This window comes from Pseudomonas sp. BR20, from assembly GCF_050780135.1.
In the GTDB taxonomy this organism is placed as follows: domain Bacteria; phylum Pseudomonadota; class Gammaproteobacteria; order Pseudomonadales; family Pseudomonadaceae; genus Aquipseudomonas.
Map to the genome: position 1 here is coordinate 2,806,829 of NZ_CP172012.1, position 14,198 is coordinate 2,821,026.

16 protein-coding genes are annotated in these 14,198 nt (G+C 62.0%); 8 read left to right on the forward strand and 8 right to left on the reverse strand.

Annotated features, from left to right (window positions below):
* Positions 1-2: 2 nt before the first annotated feature.
* From ACHPFG_RS12985 to ACHPFG_RS13010, 6 genes are all read left to right on the forward strand, one after another.
* Positions 3-929, forward strand: a complete 927-nt coding sequence (locus ACHPFG_RS12985; protein WP_431702876.1) for a peptidylprolyl isomerase — start codon at positions 3-5, stop codon at positions 927-929.
* A gap of 1 nt (position 930) precedes the next feature.
* On the forward strand, positions 931-1,917 hold the full coding sequence (gene moaA, locus ACHPFG_RS12990) for a GTP 3',8-cyclase MoaA (protein ID WP_145338836.1): 987 nt from the start codon (positions 931-933) through the stop codon (positions 1,915-1,917).
* An 814-nt stretch (positions 1,918-2,731) separates the two neighbouring features.
* Complete coding sequence (locus ACHPFG_RS12995; protein ID WP_431702879.1) at positions 2,732-4,732, forward strand: ribonucleoside triphosphate reductase; 2,001 nt, start codon at positions 2,732-2,734, stop codon at positions 4,730-4,732.
* 31 nt (positions 4,733-4,763) lie between these two features.
* On the forward strand, positions 4,764-4,919 hold the full coding sequence (nrdD, locus tag ACHPFG_RS13000) for an anaerobic ribonucleoside-triphosphate reductase (RefSeq protein ID WP_027607168.1): 156 nt from the start codon (positions 4,764-4,766) through the stop codon (positions 4,917-4,919).
* Positions 4,916-5,611 carry an anaerobic ribonucleoside-triphosphate reductase activating protein gene (locus ACHPFG_RS13005; protein ID WP_145338834.1) on the forward strand — a complete coding sequence of 232 codons (696 nt, stop codon included), beginning with the start codon at positions 4,916-4,918 and terminating at the stop codon, positions 5,609-5,611. The genes nrdD and ACHPFG_RS13005 overlap by 4 nt, the downstream gene beginning before the upstream one ends.
* 68 nt (positions 5,612-5,679) lie before the next feature.
* Positions 5,680-7,299 (forward strand): methyl-accepting chemotaxis protein, encoded by a 1,620-nt coding sequence (locus ACHPFG_RS13010; protein WP_431702882.1) that lies wholly within the window; start codon positions 5,680-5,682, stop codon positions 7,297-7,299.
* A gap of 968 nt (positions 7,300-8,267) precedes the next feature.
* Here the strand turns inward: ACHPFG_RS13010 and ACHPFG_RS13015 are convergent.
* The 4 genes from ACHPFG_RS13015 to ACHPFG_RS13030 are packed head-to-tail and all read right to left on the reverse strand — an operon-like array spanning position 8,268 to position 11,322.
* Positions 8,268-9,623 (reverse strand): 4Fe-4S binding protein, encoded by a 1,356-nt coding sequence (locus ACHPFG_RS13015; protein ID WP_431702884.1) that lies wholly within the window; start codon positions 9,621-9,623, stop codon positions 8,268-8,270.
* Entirely contained in the window at positions 9,620-10,459 is an 840-nt protein-coding gene (locus tag ACHPFG_RS13020) for an FTR1 family iron permease (RefSeq protein WP_431702886.1), read from the reverse strand. The genes ACHPFG_RS13015 and ACHPFG_RS13020 overlap by 4 nt, the downstream gene beginning before the upstream one ends.
* A gap of 9 nt (positions 10,460-10,468) precedes the next feature.
* Complete coding sequence (locus tag ACHPFG_RS13025) at positions 10,469-10,792, reverse strand: cupredoxin domain-containing protein (RefSeq protein ID WP_131699213.1); 324 nt, start codon at positions 10,790-10,792, stop codon at positions 10,469-10,471.
* Positions 10,792-11,322, reverse strand: coding sequence for an iron transporter (locus ACHPFG_RS13030; RefSeq protein WP_367248283.1), 531 nt, complete (start codon positions 11,320-11,322; stop codon positions 10,792-10,794). The genes ACHPFG_RS13025 and ACHPFG_RS13030 overlap by 1 nt, the downstream gene beginning before the upstream one ends.
* A gap of 178 nt (positions 11,323-11,500) precedes the next feature.
* On the opposite strand from ACHPFG_RS13030, the gene ACHPFG_RS13035 reads away from it, so the two are divergent.
* A complete protein-coding gene (locus tag ACHPFG_RS13035) occupies positions 11,501-11,710 on the forward strand; it encodes a DUF3079 domain-containing protein (RefSeq protein ID WP_053130271.1) in 210 nt (69 codons plus the stop codon).
* Here ACHPFG_RS13035 and ACHPFG_RS13040 read toward each other — a convergent pair.
* Both ACHPFG_RS13040 and ACHPFG_RS13045 read right to left on the reverse strand, forming a co-directional pair.
* Entirely contained in the window at positions 11,699-11,977 is a 279-nt protein-coding gene (locus ACHPFG_RS13040; RefSeq protein WP_131699215.1) for a hypothetical protein, read from the reverse strand. The two genes, ACHPFG_RS13035 and ACHPFG_RS13040, sit on opposite strands and share 12 nt — an antisense overlap.
* A gap of 68 nt (positions 11,978-12,045) precedes the next feature.
* Entirely contained in the window at positions 12,046-12,522 is a 477-nt protein-coding gene (locus tag ACHPFG_RS13045; protein ID WP_145337455.1) for a hemerythrin domain-containing protein, read from the reverse strand.
* 255 nt (positions 12,523-12,777) lie between these two features.
* On the opposite strand from ACHPFG_RS13045, the gene ACHPFG_RS13050 reads away from it, so the two are divergent.
* A complete protein-coding gene (locus tag ACHPFG_RS13050; RefSeq protein ID WP_028616597.1) occupies positions 12,778-12,984 on the forward strand; it encodes a PLDc N-terminal domain-containing protein in 207 nt (68 codons plus the stop codon).
* 62 nt (positions 12,985-13,046) lie between these two features.
* Here ACHPFG_RS13050 and ACHPFG_RS13055 read toward each other — a convergent pair whose 3' ends face one another.
* The gene (locus ACHPFG_RS13055; protein WP_431702890.1) at positions 13,047-13,607 is read right to left on the reverse strand and encodes a type 1 glutamine amidotransferase domain-containing protein; all 561 of its coding nucleotides are present in this window, start codon (positions 13,605-13,607) and stop codon (positions 13,047-13,049) included.
* Positions 13,608-13,637: 30 nt separating this feature from the next.
* Entirely contained in the window at positions 13,638-14,141 is a 504-nt protein-coding gene (locus ACHPFG_RS13060) for a DUF4142 domain-containing protein (RefSeq protein WP_131699218.1), read from the reverse strand.
* Positions 14,142-14,198: the final 57 nt, after the last annotated feature.

Genomic DNA, 14,198 nt, shown 5'->3' on the forward strand with positions numbered 1-14,198 from the left:
TCATGAGTACAGGATGCGGATGTGGTGGCGGTAAGGGCGGCAGCGGTGGTTGCGGCTCGTCGGCCAAAGAACCGGTGGTGGCCGAGGGTGTGGCCCAGGCTTCTTTCGAGGAGATCAAGGCGCCGGAGTTGATCGCCAGCAGTGAACAGGAATGGCCGATCATCAGCGTCAACGGCGTGGCGGTCACGCCCGAGGCCATGGCCCTGGAGTTGCAGTACCACCCGGCCGACAGCCGCGAGGAAGCGGTGTACCTGGCCGCCCGCGCGCTGGTGATCCGCGAGCTGTTGCAACAGCGGATCGCCGAGCTGGGCCTGGCGGTGGAGATCGCCGCCGGCGAGAACGAAGAAGAAGCCGCCACGCGCCTGCTGCTGGAGCGTGAGGTGACGGTGCCCGACTGCGACGAGGCGACCTGTGTGCGCTACTTTGAGAACAACCGCGGGCGCTTTCACAGCGCGCCGTTGCTGGCGGCGCGGCACATCCTGCTCGAATGCGCGCCGGACGACGCCGAGGCGCGCCACCTGGCGCGCACCCAAGCCGAAGTCCTGCTGCTGAGCCTGGAAGAACAACCGGGCCAATTTGCCGAACTGGCGCTCAAGTACTCGGCTTGCCCGTCCAAGGCCCAGGGCGGCTCATTGGGCCAGGTGAGCAAAGGCCAGACCGTGCCCGAGCTGGAGCGCCAGCTGTTCACCCTGGCCCCAGGACTGGCCGCCAAACCGCTGGAGAGCCGTTACGGCTGGCATGTGATCAGTGTCGACCAACGTATCGAAGGCCAGCCGCTGCCGTATGAAGCGGTAGCCGTCGCGATTCGCACCCAGTTGCAGCAAGGGGTGTGGCAGAAGGCATTGGTGCAGTACCTGCAAACCCTGATCGGCGCAGCGGACATCCGTGGCATCGCGCTGCAGGGCGCCGACTCACCGTTGGTGCAGTGACATGAGCCTGGTGGATGGGGTGGGCCGTTCGATCGATTACCTGCGCTTGTCGGTGACCGACCGTTGCGATTTTCGCTGTGTGTACTGCATGGCGAAAAACATGACATTCCTGCCGCGCCAGCAGGTGCTGACCCTGGAAGAACTGGAACGCCTGGCCGCGCTGTTTGTGGGGCAGGGCGTACGCAAGATCCGCCTGACCGGGGGCGAGCCCCTGATTCGCCCGGGCATTGTCGGCTTGTGCCGCAACATCGCGGCGCTGCCGGGCCTGCGTGAACTGGTGATGACCAGCAATGGCTCGCAGTTGGCGCGACTGGCGCGGCCGTTGGTGGAGGCGGGGGTCAAGCGCATGAACATCAGCCTCGACAGCCTGGATACGCAGCGCTTTCGCGCAATTACCCGCAACGGTGATCTGCGCCAGGTGCTGGACGGTATCGAGGCCGCGCGGGAGGCGGGGTTCGAGCGGGTCAAGCTCAACTGCGTGGTGATGAAGGGGCGCAATTTTGACGAGGTCCCGGCGTTGGTGCGGTATGCCATTGACCAGGGTGTCGACATCAGTTTTATCGAGGAAATGCCCCTGGGGGACGTGGGGCGGTCGCGAGGGGAGACGTTCTGCTCCAGCGATGAAGTACGTGCGGTGATTGCCCGTGAGCATGGGCTGATCGATAGCACCGAGAACAGCGGAGGGCCAGCGCGGTATGTGCGATTGGCGGGGCACCCTGGGACCCGGGTGGGGTTTATTTCGCCTAATTCGCATAATTTCTGTGGCAGTTGTAATCGGGTACGGATGACGGTGGAAGGGCAGTTGCTGTTGTGCCTGGGGCAGGAGGATGCGCTGGATTTTCGCGCTTTGTTACGGCGCTATCCGTTGGCGGATGGGCCGTTGGTTGAGGCGTTGCACAGGGGGTTGAAGGGCAAGCCGTTGCGGCATGATTTCAGTGGGGCGGGGGAGGTGCAGGTGGTGCGGTTTATGAATATGAGTGGGGGGTGAGGGGAGGTGTGGTGTGGTACTGAGTACATATCCGTTGCTGCGGTCACGGCTGCTTAGGGTTCCGCTCTTACAGCGGGTCACTTTTGGAAGAGCGCCAAAAGTAACCAAAAACGCTTCGCCCCAACACTCGGCACCTCGCTTGGGCTCGGTGTGCCCTCACTCCGGCTTTGGAGCGTGGGCCGCCGCGATGGGCCATCCTTGGCCCAGCGCGGCTAACCCGGCGTCCTGCCGGGTTACCCACGCTCCAAAGCCTGCGTTCGGCCAGCGTGTTTGACGGGGCGATTTTAGATCAAAAGCCAAAGCGCGGCGGCCTTAGAGCCGACCGGAGTTGGGTCTGGTGTACTCGGTAAAAAATGTGGGAGGGGGCTTGCCCCCGATTGCAGTGGGTCAGTACCAAATCCATCAACTGACACTCCCTCATCGGGGGCAAGTCGAATCGTCGCACCGCCTCTCCCACATTTGGATCTCCATATATCAGATGGACCTCGGTCTGCTTTTGCTCTGCTTTTGCTCTGGCTTTTGATCTTGATCCTGGGCGCCCCGTCAAACACGCAAGCCGGAGTGAGGGCATGCCGAGCCTAGGCGAGGCACCGAGTGTTGGGGCAAGAGCCCTTTGGTTACTTTGGGGCTCTTTTCCAAAGTGACCCGCTGTAAAAGCGGAACCCTAAGCCGCCGTTACCTAAATAACGGATATGTACCCAATCAAAAAACCTTGACCCCGATCAAGGGAAGCCAAACCCAGCCTCCGTAATATCACTGCATGTTGTGTTTTAAGTGGTTATTTAATCTATATGTAGTGCCTGGAGCCCGGAAAATGCAAAACACGCTCACCCCGTTGGTCAGCACCCGCCTACACAAACGCGACGGCAGCCTGGTCCCCTTCAACGCCGAAAAAATCCACCACGCCCTGACCGCCGCCGGCACCGCCACCGGCGAGTATCAGGAGGCTGACGTCGACCTGTTACTGGGCGCCGTCCTGGCCCGCCTGAGGGGCATCGAACACCTGGACGTCGAACAAATCCAGGACAGCGTCGAACGCGTACTGATGGACGCCGGCTACTTCCTCTCCATGCGCGCCTATATCGTCTACCGCGAACAACACGGCCGCCTGCGCCGCGACCGCAAGACCCTGGTGGAAGTCGCCACCTCGATGAACGAATACCTCGACCGTGAAGACTGGCGCGTGCAAGCCAATGCCAACCAAGGCTATTCCCTGGGTGGGCTGGTGTTGAACGTGTCGGGCAAGGTCACCGCCAACTATTGGCTCGACGAGGTCTACAGCCAGCAGATCGGCCGCGCGCACCGTGAGGCGGATTTGCATATCCATGACCTGGACATGCTCGCCGGTTATTGCGCCGGCTGGTCGCTGCGTTCGCTGTTGCACGAAGGCCTCAATGGCGTGCCGGGCCGTGTCGAAGCCGGGCCGCCCAAGCACTTGAGCAGCGCCCTGGGGCAGATGGTCAACTTCCTCGGCACCCTGCAAAACGAATGGGCCGGCGCCCAGGCGTTCAGTTCGTTCGATACCTACCTGGCGCCCTATGTGCGCAAGGATCAACTGAACTACGCCGAGGTGCGCCAGGCGGTGCAGGAGTTTATCTACAACCTCAACGTACCGTCGCGCTGGGGCACCCAGACGCCGTTTACCAACCTGACCTTCGACTGGGTGTGCCCGGAAGATCTGCGCGAGCAGGTGCCGGTGATCGGTGGTGAGGAAATGCCGTTTGCCTATGGCGACCTGCAAGCGGAAATGGAGCTGATCAACCGCGCCTATATCGAAGTGATGCAGGCCGGCGATGCCAAGGGCCGGGTGTTCACCTTCCCGATTCCCACCTACAACATTACCCACGATTTCCCTTGGGACAGCGAGAACGCCGACCGTCTGTTCGAGATGACCGCGCGCTACGGCCTGCCGTATTTCCAGAACTTCCTCAATTCCGATATGCAACCCAACCAGGTGCGCTCGATGTGCTGCCGCCTGCAACTGGACGTGCGCGAGCTGCTCAAGCGCGGCGGGGGGTTGTTCGGTTCGGCGGAGCAGACCGGCAGCCTCGGTGTGGTGACGATCAACTGCGCGCGCCTGGGTTACCTGTTCAAGGGCGACACCTCAGGCCTGCTGCAACGTCTGGACAGCCTGATGGACATGGCCATGGAAAGCCTGGAGGTCAAGCGCAAGGTGATCCAGCACCATATGGACGCCGGCTTGTACCCGTACACCAAGCGTTACCTCGGGACCTTGCGCAATCACTTCTCCACCATCGGCCTCAACGGCATGCACGAGATGCTGCGCAATTTCACCGGCGATGAGCAGGGCATGCACACCGAAGAGGGCCGCGCGTTTGCCCTCAAGCTGCTCGACCATGTACGCGCCACCTTGCTGCGCTTCCAGGAAGACACCGGCCACCTCTACAACCTCGAAGCCACGCCGGCGGAAGGCACCACCTACCGCTTCGCCAAGGAAGACCGCAAGCGCTATCCGGACATCCTGCAGGCCGGCAGCGACGTCGCGCCGTACTACACCAACTCCTCGCAATTGCCGGTGGGCTTTACCCAAGACCCCTTCGAAGCCCTGGAGCTGCAAGACGAACTGCAATGCAAATACACCGGCGGCACCGTGTTGCACCTGTACATGGCCGAGCAGATTTCCTCGGCCCAGGCCTGCAAGCAACTGGTGCGCAAGGCGTTGGGGCGTTTCCGCCTGCCGTACCTGACGATCACCCCGACGTTCTCGATCTGCCCGGTGCACGGCTACCTCGCCGGTGAGCATGAGTTCTGTCCCAAGTGCGATGAAGTGCTGGCACTTGCCGCTGCGCATTGAACCGATCTTCCAACCCGCAAGGAGATTCACCATGCAAACATCCCAGCCACAACGTCAGCGCTGCGAAGTCTGGACCCGGGTGATGGGCTATCACCGGCCCGTGTCGGCGTTCAATCCCGGCAAACAATCCGAGCACAAGGAACGCGTGCATTTCACTGAAACGGCCGCCGTGGCCGGGCGCCAATGAGTCGAGCGCTACGGATCGGGGGCCTGGTGCCCCTGACCACCCTCGACTACCCCGGCATGCTCGCCTGTGTGCTGTTTTGCCAGGGCTGTGCCTGGCGCTGTCGTTACTGCCACAACCCGGACCTGATCCCACCGCGCGGCAGCACGGAGGTGGATTGGCGCCGGGTGTTGCTGTTTTTGCAGCGGCGCAAGGACTTGCTCGACGCCGTGGTGTTCAGTGGTGGCGAGCCGACCTTGCAGGAAGGCTTGCCGGCGGCCATGGATGAAGTGCGGGCGATGGGCTTTCGCGTCGGCCTGCACAGTGCCGGGATCAAACCGGCAGGGTTTGCCAATGCGTTGCGCCATGCCGATTGGGTCGGTTTTGACGTCAAGGCGCTGGCCGAGGATTGCCAGTTGATTACCCAGGTCAGGAACAGCGGTGCCGCCAACTGGCGCAGCCTCGACACCCTGTTGGCCAGCGGCGTGGAATACGAGTGCCGCACCACGGTGCATTGGCATTTGATCGACCCCCCTCGGTTGTTGTTGCTGGCCCAGCGTTTGCAAGCCAACGGTGTGCAACGCTTTGCGGTGCAAATGGTGCGCACGGCCAGCATGCTCGATGCGCAATTGTCGAGTTCACCGGCACAGGCCGCATTGCCGGAGTTATGGGGCCGATTGCGCGAATTGTTTCCTGCTTTTGTATTGCGAGGGTGATGCGTGCCCTCAGCGGATTTTTATAGATGCTGCCCATGACGGGCAGGTTTTCATCAGGGAATAGCACAATGAAGCAATTAACCACGGCACAACGCATTGTCATCGGTTTCGCGATTGCGCCGTTGGCGCTGGTCGGCTTGGTGTTTTACGCCCTTCACGACCTGGCAACCCTCAAGCAGCAATCCGAGCAGATCGTGCAGCAGGACTGGCCCAGGATCGCGCCGATCATGGTGATTGCCACCGGGGTGCGCGATAACGGGCGTAACACCCGCGACCTGCTGATCGACCAGGATAACCAGCAGGCCCAGGCCTCCATCGGCACCACGCGCGAACGCATCACCCAGGCGTTCGCTACCCTTGAGCCGCTGCTCGACACCGCTGAAGGCAAGGCGGCCTATGCCACCTTGAAATCCCACCGTGAAGCCTACGTGGCGGCCTTCACCCAGGTGCAGGCGCTGATCCGGCAGGGCGCGCGCGAGCAGGGCCTGGCCCAGCTCAAGCAACAGGTAATCCCCGCCGAGTTGGAAGTGTTCAAGAGCCTGGATGCGTTGATGGCGATGCAAGGAAGGCTGTTCGCCGAGCGCCAGCAGGCGGCGCAAACCCTGTATGACGAGGCACGACGCACCATGCTCGGGCTGTTTCTGCTGTGCCTGGCCCTGGTGGTGGCGGCGGCGGTGATCGTCACGCGCAGCGTCACCCGGCCGCTGGGCGGCGAGCCGGATGAAGTGGCGCGGGTGTTGAGCCACATCGCCGAGGGTGACCTGACCATCGAGGTGCCGTTGGGCAACAGTATCGACGGCAGTGTGATGCGCAATCTGCATCAGATGCAGCAGAACCTTAACCAAATGGTCCGGCATATCGCGGCGTCGGTGGACGGCGTGGCCAGTTCGTCGGAAGAGTTGAGCGCGGTCAGCAGCCAGACCAGCAGCAGCCTGCAGTTGCAGGGCCAGGAAATCGAACAGGCCGCCACCGCGGTGAACGAAATGACCGCCGCCGTCGACGAAGTGGCACGCAATGCCGTGAGCACCAGCGAAGCCTCGCGCCTGTCGGAGCAGACTGCCCAGCGTGGACAGGCGCAGGTGCAGGAAACCGTGGCGTCGATCAATACCTTGGCCACCGGTGTGGTGGAAACCTCGGAGCGTATCCAGCAACTGGCCGGCCGCGTGCAAGACATCAGCAGCGTGCTCGAAGTGATCCGCAGCATTGCCGACCAGACCAACCTGCTGGCATTGAACGCGGCGATCGAAGCGGCCCGCGCCGGGGATGCCGGGCGCGGTTTTGCGGTAGTCGCCGATGAAGTGCGCGCACTGGCCCATCGCACCCAGACCTCGACCCAGGAGATCGAGCAGATGATCGGCAGTATTCGCCAGGACACCGAACACGCCGTGGCCGCCATGCACAGCAGCAGCGAGCGGGTACAGGCGACCTTGAGCGTGGCGCAACGTTCGGGAGAAGCGCTGGACGAAATCACCCGGTCGATCTCGCAGATCAACGAACGCAATATGATGATTGCCAGCGCCACCGAAGAACAGGCACTGGTGGCGCGGGAAGTGGATCGCAACCTGGTGGGCATTCGCAACCTGTCGCAGCAGGTGTTGCAGGGCGCGATACACACCGAAACGGCGGGGCACGACCTGGCCGGGATGGCGGGGACGCTGCATCAGACGGTGGCGCGGTTCAAGGTGTAACTTCGGCTGGTGCGGTCAAAACTGTGGGAGGGGGCTTGTTTCCGTGGCGGCCTTCGGGCCGACCATGTCGTTGGATTTGATTGAGTACATATCCGTTGCTGCGGTCACGGCCACTTAGGGTTCCGCTCTTACAGCGGGTCACTTTTGGAAGAGCGCCAAAAGTAACCAAAAACGCTTCGCCCCAACACTCGGCACCTCGCTTAGGCTCGGTGTGCCCTCACTCCGGCTTTGGAGCGTGGGCCGCCGCGATGGGCCATCCTTGCCCAGCGCGGCTAACCCGGCGTCCTGCCGGGTTACCCACGCTCCAAAGCCTGCGTTCGGCCAGCGTGTTTGACGGGGCGATTTGAGATCAAAAGCCAAAGCGCGGCGGCCTTAGAGCCGACCGGAGTTGGGTCGGGTGTACTCGGTAAATGTGGGAGGGGGCTTGCCCCCGATGAGGGAGTGTCAGTCACTTATTTTTTACTGACCCGGCGCTATCGGGGGCAAGCCCCCTCCCACATTTGGATCTCCATCCAGCAGGTAGACCTCAGCCTGCTTTTGCTCTGCTTTTGCTCTGGCTTTTGATCTTGATCCTAGGCGCCCCGTTAACCACGCTGGCCGAACGCAGGCTTGAATCCGTGGGTAACCCGGCAGGACGCCGGGTTAGCCGTCCTGGGCCAAGGATGGCCCATGACGGCGGCCCACGGATTCAAGCCTTCGTTCGGGCATACCGAGCCTAGGCGAGGTACCGAGTGGTGGGGCAAGAGCCCTTTGGTTACTTTGGGCTGGGCCGGCATTCCGGCTCTTTTCCAAAGTGACCCGCCGTAAGGGCGGAACCCTAAGCAGCCGTGACCGCAACAATGGATATGTACTCATTCCAACCCCAACGACATGGTCGGCCCGAAGGCCGCCACGGGAGCAAGCGCCCGCGCCACAGATACCCATGCTCATCGGGGGCAAGCCCCTTCCCACATTTGGATCGGTGTGCATCAGCCAGCCCACCCCCAGAACTGCAACCACCAGCCACACCCCACCAGCCCATTACTCAGCAGTAAGCACAACCACCCGAGGCAACGCGGTCGGGTTCCAAGCCCCTTGAGCTGTCGCCACCCCAACCACAAGCACCAGCCAATCGCGGCGCTCAGCATCAGTGCGCGCGCCGGTTGCACCCACGCCAATGCCAACCCTTCATAACGCAACAACTTCACCGTCGTCGCCGACAGCCCCAGGAACAGCCCCGCACCACCCAGGGGCGTGAGCGTCAGTGCCAAGGGCCGAAACAGTGCGCGATCTCCGGCCACATACGCGGCCAGGCGCAGCAGCAGCCAGCAGCCACCGCCGATCAGCAGTGCGCTGCCACCCAGGTACAGCACGATGCATAGGCCATCGAGCCAGCTGAAGCTGTCGTTGAGTTGCGGGTAGTGGGTGAGCAGCCACCAGGGCGCGTTGTCTTGCAACGGCCACAGCCAGTCGCGGCTTACCAGCCATTCAGCGAGTGCCTGTTTGAGGGCGATAAACCACGGGCTTACGGTCCACTGGAACGCGCCCATGGCCAGGCCGATCACGCCAAACAGCAGCAGGCGCGCATCCCATGGCGAGCCGGGTTGGCGCGGTGCCTGCAGAATCTCTTGATTGCACGAGCGGGCGATCAGTTGCACCGCGCCGCGTTGCCCGCTGCAACGGCCACAGGCGTGGCAGTCGCTGGCGCCTTGCAGGCGGCGGATGTCCAGGAGTGGCGCGCAGTTGGGCAGAGGCAGGCGCGGGGCGCTGTTGGCTTTCCAGCGTTGTTCTTCCACGGCGAAATGCAGCGGCGCCAGGCGGGCGAGCAGGGCGAACACGCCGCTCACCGGGCACAGGTAACGGCACCACACGCGCTTGCCGCGCACGAACAACAGGCCGACCACCACCGCCGCCAACGTCGAGCCGCCCAGGATCAGCAACGCTGCCTGGGCGTAGTCGTACACACTGATCAACTGGCCGTAGAGCGTGGTGAGGCAAAAGCCCAGGGTCGGCCAGCCGCCCCAACGCAGCCAGCGCGGTATGCCCAGGCCGAGCCCGTGCTGGCTGGCCCATTCGCTCAGTGAACCTTCCGGGCACAGCACGCCGCACCACAGGCGCCCGAACAGCACCATCGACAGCAACACGAACGGCCACCAGATCCCCCAGAAGATAAATTGCGCGAGCAGCGTCAGGTTGTTCACCACACGCGCCTGGCTATCCGGCAACGGCAGCACGGTGGGCAGCACCAGCAATACGGCGTAGACCAGCACCACCGCCCATTGCATGGCACGGATCAACCGGGCATGGCGGCGCATGCCATCGCCCAGTTGCTGCAGCCAACTCATGCCGCGTGCCGGGCGCGACGCAGGCCGTTGCCCACCCAGAGCCAGTAGCCGAGCAGTACCAACACGGTGATAAGGCTGGGGGCCGCGCGGTAGCCGGCAAAGTCGGCCAGCAGTGCGCCCAGGCCGTGGCTGTCACTGAGCAGTGCGCTGCTGTCCCAGCGGCTGTCACCGAAGGCGGCGTAGACCCATTCGGGCATGTCCATGCCCAGCAGTTGCCCGCTGATGCGGTCCACGGCCGCTACCAGCAACGCACCGCCCAGCAGCAACAGCAGCGCCTCGCTGAGGGCGAAAAACAGTGACCAGGAGATAAAGCGCCGACTGCCGCGCAACAGCAGCACGGTGAGCCCCGCCAATGCCAGGCCGAGCACGCCGCCGACGGCGAACAGGCCTTGCGCCTCCTCGTGCAGGCGCGCACCGGCACCATACAAAAACACCACGGTTTCACTGCCTTCGCGGCTCACCGCCAGCAGCGCCAGTAACAGCACGCCCCAGCCGCCCTGGCGCGCCAGGCGCTCATCGGCTTCGCGTACCAGGGTGTGTTTGAGCGTGGCCGCGTTGCGGTGCATCCAGAACACCATCTGCACCATCAAGCCGCTGGCCAACAGGGTCAGCGCCGCTTGCAGCCACTCGCCCTGTGGACCGGTCATGGTGTCACCGGCCCAGAGCATCAAACCGGCCAGACCGGCCGAACACAACAACCCCAGCAGCACCCCGGCCCAGAGGAAGCGGGCCAGTTGCGCATGGCCGGCCTGGCGGCTGATCCAGGCCTGCAGAATGCCGATCACCAGCAGGGCCTCGACGCTTTCACGCCAGACAATAAACATCGATTGGTTCATCAACGGCTCCTATTCGGCGAGGATGCTGCCTTCGGGCAACTGTGGGTTGAACTCGTCGAAGAACGGGTACAACCCCGGCTTGAGCGGGTGGATCACCACAAAGGTGGTCACCCCCGCAGACAACACCTTCTCCACCCGCAGCGGTGTGCTTTCGAATTCGGCCGGGCCTTGGCCGATGTTCTTGAGCACGATCTTGAAACGCTCATCGGCCTTGACCACCAGTTGTGGTGGGTCGAAATGGCCGTCCTGCAGGCTCAACTCATAGGTGGGCAACGGCGCCGCCATCGCGGCGCCGCTCAGCAGCAGGCCGCCCAGCAACAGGGCGCGGCGCATCAATAGCCGCCTTTTTTGCCGATGCCGGCGTAGACGAATTCGTAGTGCACCTCGCAGCGTTCGAACCACGGGGCGACCCCGGTTTCCTTGTCGGTATGACGACCCAGGGAGTGATGGCCGGTGGGCGGTAACACGCTGAAGGTAAGGGTGTATTTGCCGGGGCCTTGCAGCTTGACGTTATCGCCATAGTGCGGCCCGTCGTTGGCGACCATGGCGTGGAAATCACCGCTGATGGGGGTGTCGCTGCCTTGTTTCTTCAGGGTGAAAGACAGGTTGAGGTAGGGCACGAAACTGCCTTCCTGAAACCCTTGGGCATTGTCCGCCGTGGCGCGTACGTCGGCCTCCAGATGCACATCGGAATCGGCCGTGGCGCGCATCATGCCGGCGGGTGCCATTTCGATCGGTTGCAGGTACACCGCGCCGATTTCCAGGCCGGGGCAGTGTTGCGGTTCGCCGATGGGGTACTCCTTGGCAAACGCCACGGAGGTGCTCAGCAGCAGGGCAAGGGACAACAAAGAAGGGCTACGCATGGAGGCTTCCTGACGGGTGAGGAGAGAGAACCCGAGTCTAGGAAGGTCAGCCGTAAATAATAATGATTCCTGTCAAGTTTCGAGGATATTTCATCTTGCCAGGCTTGATGCCGATCAAGGTTGTACAGGCTTTATCGGGGTAGGTTGCTGGGAGTGTTCGTCGCCAGGGAGTTCACGCATGGCCAAGCCTTTTCCGCTGCACCCCAAGCATCCTGAACGTATCTGTTGGGGCTGTGATCGCTACTGTGCCGCCACCGACCTGGCGTGCGGCAATGGCGCCGACCGCACCATGCACCCGGCCGAGATGATCGGGGACGACTGGTACGAGCATGGCGACTGGGGGCTTGCACCCGAGCCGCCGGTTGCGGATGAACCGTCAGCTGCCTGAGCGGGGTTTTTCCTTGCCGTCTTTATGGGTGTCAGCCGGCCTGGCGGGTTTGCTCGGCGGTTTGGCGGTGTCCTTGGTTTTTTTGTCGCTGTCGGAAGGGCTGCTGGGGTAGGTCCCCGGTGGCAGGGCGGAGCCGGCGGCGCTGTCGCCACTCAAGGCGTTGGAGGCAGGTTCAGGGTTATCGCCAAAGGCGGCGAGGGCGGGGCCGGTGAGCAGGGCTGACAGGCCGACGATAAGCACAATCCGTTGGGACGATCTGGTCTTCATGACGCTATCCCCTATCGTGTGGATGTATCAAGAGCCTGGATGAATTCCAGGCTCTGGTCATGCCTCGATCAAGCCGCCATAGGCTTGCTCGACTGCAACTTTTTATGCGCCGCTTTCATGGCTTCCATTTCAGCGCCCAACTCTTCAAGCAGCGCCTTGCCCAGCAGCTTTTTAGCCTGCGGGAACATCTCGGTTTCCTCTTCTTCGATATGGTGCTCCAGCAATTCCTTGACCACTTTGACGCGGCCGGAAAACTCGGTGGTCGAAGGTTCGGTTTGCTTCAGGTCGGGCAATACCAGGGCGTCGACGGTGCGATGCTCTTCCTTGGCCTCGTGGTACATGATGTCCTGTTCCTTGCCGCCCGCCTTCCTGAATGCCGGGTAGAGGATTTCTTCTTCCAGCTTGGTGTGCAGGCTGATTTCCGCTTCCAGCTTGGCCAGCAATTCAGTGCGTTTTTTAACCCCGCGTTCAGTGGACTCACTCAGTTGAGTCAACAGGGCCTTCACGCGTTCGTGGTCGGCTTTGAGCAGGTCAATGGCATTCATCGGTGACACCTCACGGGAATTTCAGGGCGTGTCGACATGCACGCCTCGTCCAGTTGACAGGTGCATCAGGTGTACCAACTTGAGCAGTTTTTAAATTATTCGTTAATTCAACAGGTTATATGTGATCAGGTGGGCGCTTGTCGTGCAGGTTGCATGGTCGGCGCTGCGGCGCGTTGCATTCCACAACGTCGGAAAATTTAAATGAACCCTCGCGGCCGATGCTTGACCTAATGCATACGACCTAGGAGGTGAAGCATGGAAATTCAATATATCTGGATCGGCTTGGCGGTGATTCTGCTGCTGTTGGAGTTGTGGGCGATCAATATCGTCCTGCGCAGCACCGGTGGTTGGGAGAGCAAGGGGTTGTGGTTGGTGATCCTGATCTTTGTGCCGTTGTTTGGCTTGATTGCGTGGGCGATGTTCGGGCCCAAGCGTGAGATGCCGGAGCAGCGTAAGAGCTGAAGGGCTTGGGGAAAGAAAAAACAGGCGCCGAGAGGCGCCTGTTTACGTTCAACAGCGACCGTTCAACCAGCGACAGCCTTGGCAATCGCCTCGTTGAACGCCGGCAAATCATCCGGCGTACGCGACGTGATCAACGTCCAGCCATTGGCCTGGCATTGCTTGACCTCGGCATCCACCCATCCAGCCGCGCCTGCGTTTTCCAGGTCGATGCGCACGCTCTTATAGGAGGTCAGGGTCTTGCCCTTGATCACGCCGGCGTCGATCAGCGTCCATGGGCCGTGGCAGATCGCGGCGATGGTTTTACCGGCGTCGGCGAAGTCCTTGATCAGGCGCAGCGCCGCCGCATCCTGGCGCAGGGTATCGGCATTGACGGTACCGCCAGGGATGACCAGGGCGTCAAAGTCGCCGCTGACGACGTCCGACAGCTGCACATCGGACTCCACTGTTTTGTCTTTCTCGGTGTCGCCGACGAAGGTCTGGGTGGTGCCGCCTTTGCTCGAAGCGTGGGTCACCGTGGCGCCGTAGCCGCGCAAGGCGTCCAGGGGTTTGAGCAGCTCGTCGCGCTCGATGCCGGTGTTGGAGGTGATGACCAGAATCTTCTTGCCGTTGAGTTGCGAGCTCATGATCGAATGTCTCCTTGCGTCAGTAATGAATTAATGGTCGTGCTTGGCTTGCAGCTCCTTGGCCATTTTCAAATGGGCCTCGAGGGTTGGCAGCGTCTTGGCAGCGAAGGCTTTGAGCTCGGCATTGTCCGAGGAAGCCGCTTCCTTCTTGAACAGTTCGACGGTTTTTTCATGAGCGTCGACCTGGTTGTTGGCGTAGGCCTTGTCAAACGATTCGTCACGCAGTTCCAGGATGGCTTTCTTGGCCTTGTCGGTCAGGGCGGCGTCATCCGGCACTTCGATGTCGAGTTTTTTTGCCAGCGCAACCAGTTCCTGATTGGCCTTGGTATGGTCGGTGACCATGTGCTGGGCAAAGGTCTTCACGTCGGCCGAGCTGCTTTTTTCGAGTGCCAGTTTGCCGGCTTCCACCTCGGTGATACCGCCTTGGGCTGCGTCATCGACGAAGCTGTTTGAGGTGGCGGCCATGGCGGTGGACATTGCGCCGGCAACCAGTACGAAAGTCAGGCCCATTTGTTTCATCAGCAGAGTGGTCATGATGGAGCTCCTTGAAGGTGGCGGGATGCCGTTACCTGACTGTTGAGCCGAGGCCTG

Excerpts from the sequence above, each read along its gene's own strand:
- ACHPFG_RS13025 (WP_131699213.1), bottom strand. The coding sequence starts at position 10,792 with ATGCGCCGCGCCCTGTTGCTGGGCGGCCTGCTGCTGAGCGGCGCCGCG.
- moaA (WP_145338836.1), top strand. The coding sequence starts at position 931 with ATGAGCCTGGTGGATGGGGTGGGCCGTTCGATCGATTACCTGCGCTTG.
- ACHPFG_RS12995 (WP_431702879.1), top strand. The coding sequence starts at position 2,732 with ATGCAAAACACGCTCACCCCGTTGGTCAGCACCCGCCTACACAAACGC.
- ACHPFG_RS13030 (WP_367248283.1), bottom strand. The coding sequence starts at position 11,322 with ATGCGTAGCCCTTCTTTGTTGTCCCTTGCCCTGCTGCTGAGCACCTCC.
- ACHPFG_RS13045 (WP_145337455.1), bottom strand. The coding sequence starts at position 12,522 with ATGAATGCCATTGACCTGCTCAAAGCCGACCACGAACGCGTGAAGGCC.
- ACHPFG_RS13015 (WP_431702884.1), bottom strand. The coding sequence starts at position 9,623 with ATGAGTTGGCTGCAGCAACTGGGCGATGGCATGCGCCGCCATGCCCGG.
- ACHPFG_RS13005 (WP_145338834.1), top strand. The coding sequence starts at position 4,916 with ATGAGTCGAGCGCTACGGATCGGGGGCCTGGTGCCCCTGACCACCCTC.
- ACHPFG_RS13020 (WP_431702886.1), bottom strand. The coding sequence starts at position 10,459 with ATGAACCAATCGATGTTTATTGTCTGGCGTGAAAGCGTCGAGGCCCTG.
- ACHPFG_RS13035 (WP_053130271.1), top strand. The coding sequence starts at position 11,501 with ATGGCCAAGCCTTTTCCGCTGCACCCCAAGCATCCTGAACGTATCTGT.
- ACHPFG_RS12985 (WP_431702876.1), top strand. The coding sequence starts at position 3 with ATGAGTACAGGATGCGGATGTGGTGGCGGTAAGGGCGGCAGCGGTGGT.
- ACHPFG_RS13055 (WP_431702890.1), bottom strand. The coding sequence starts at position 13,607 with ATGAGCTCGCAACTCAACGGCAAGAAGATTCTGGTCATCACCTCCAAC.
- ACHPFG_RS13040 (WP_131699215.1), bottom strand. The coding sequence starts at position 11,977 with ATGAAGACCAGATCGTCCCAACGGATTGTGCTTATCGTCGGCCTGTCA.
- nrdD (WP_027607168.1), top strand. The coding sequence starts at position 4,764 with ATGCAAACATCCCAGCCACAACGTCAGCGCTGCGAAGTCTGGACCCGG.
- ACHPFG_RS13060 (WP_131699218.1), bottom strand. The coding sequence starts at position 14,141 with ATGACCACTCTGCTGATGAAACAAATGGGCCTGACTTTCGTACTGGTT.
- ACHPFG_RS13050 (WP_028616597.1), top strand. The coding sequence starts at position 12,778 with ATGGAAATTCAATATATCTGGATCGGCTTGGCGGTGATTCTGCTGCTG.
- ACHPFG_RS13010 (WP_431702882.1), top strand. The coding sequence starts at position 5,680 with ATGAAGCAATTAACCACGGCACAACGCATTGTCATCGGTTTCGCGATT.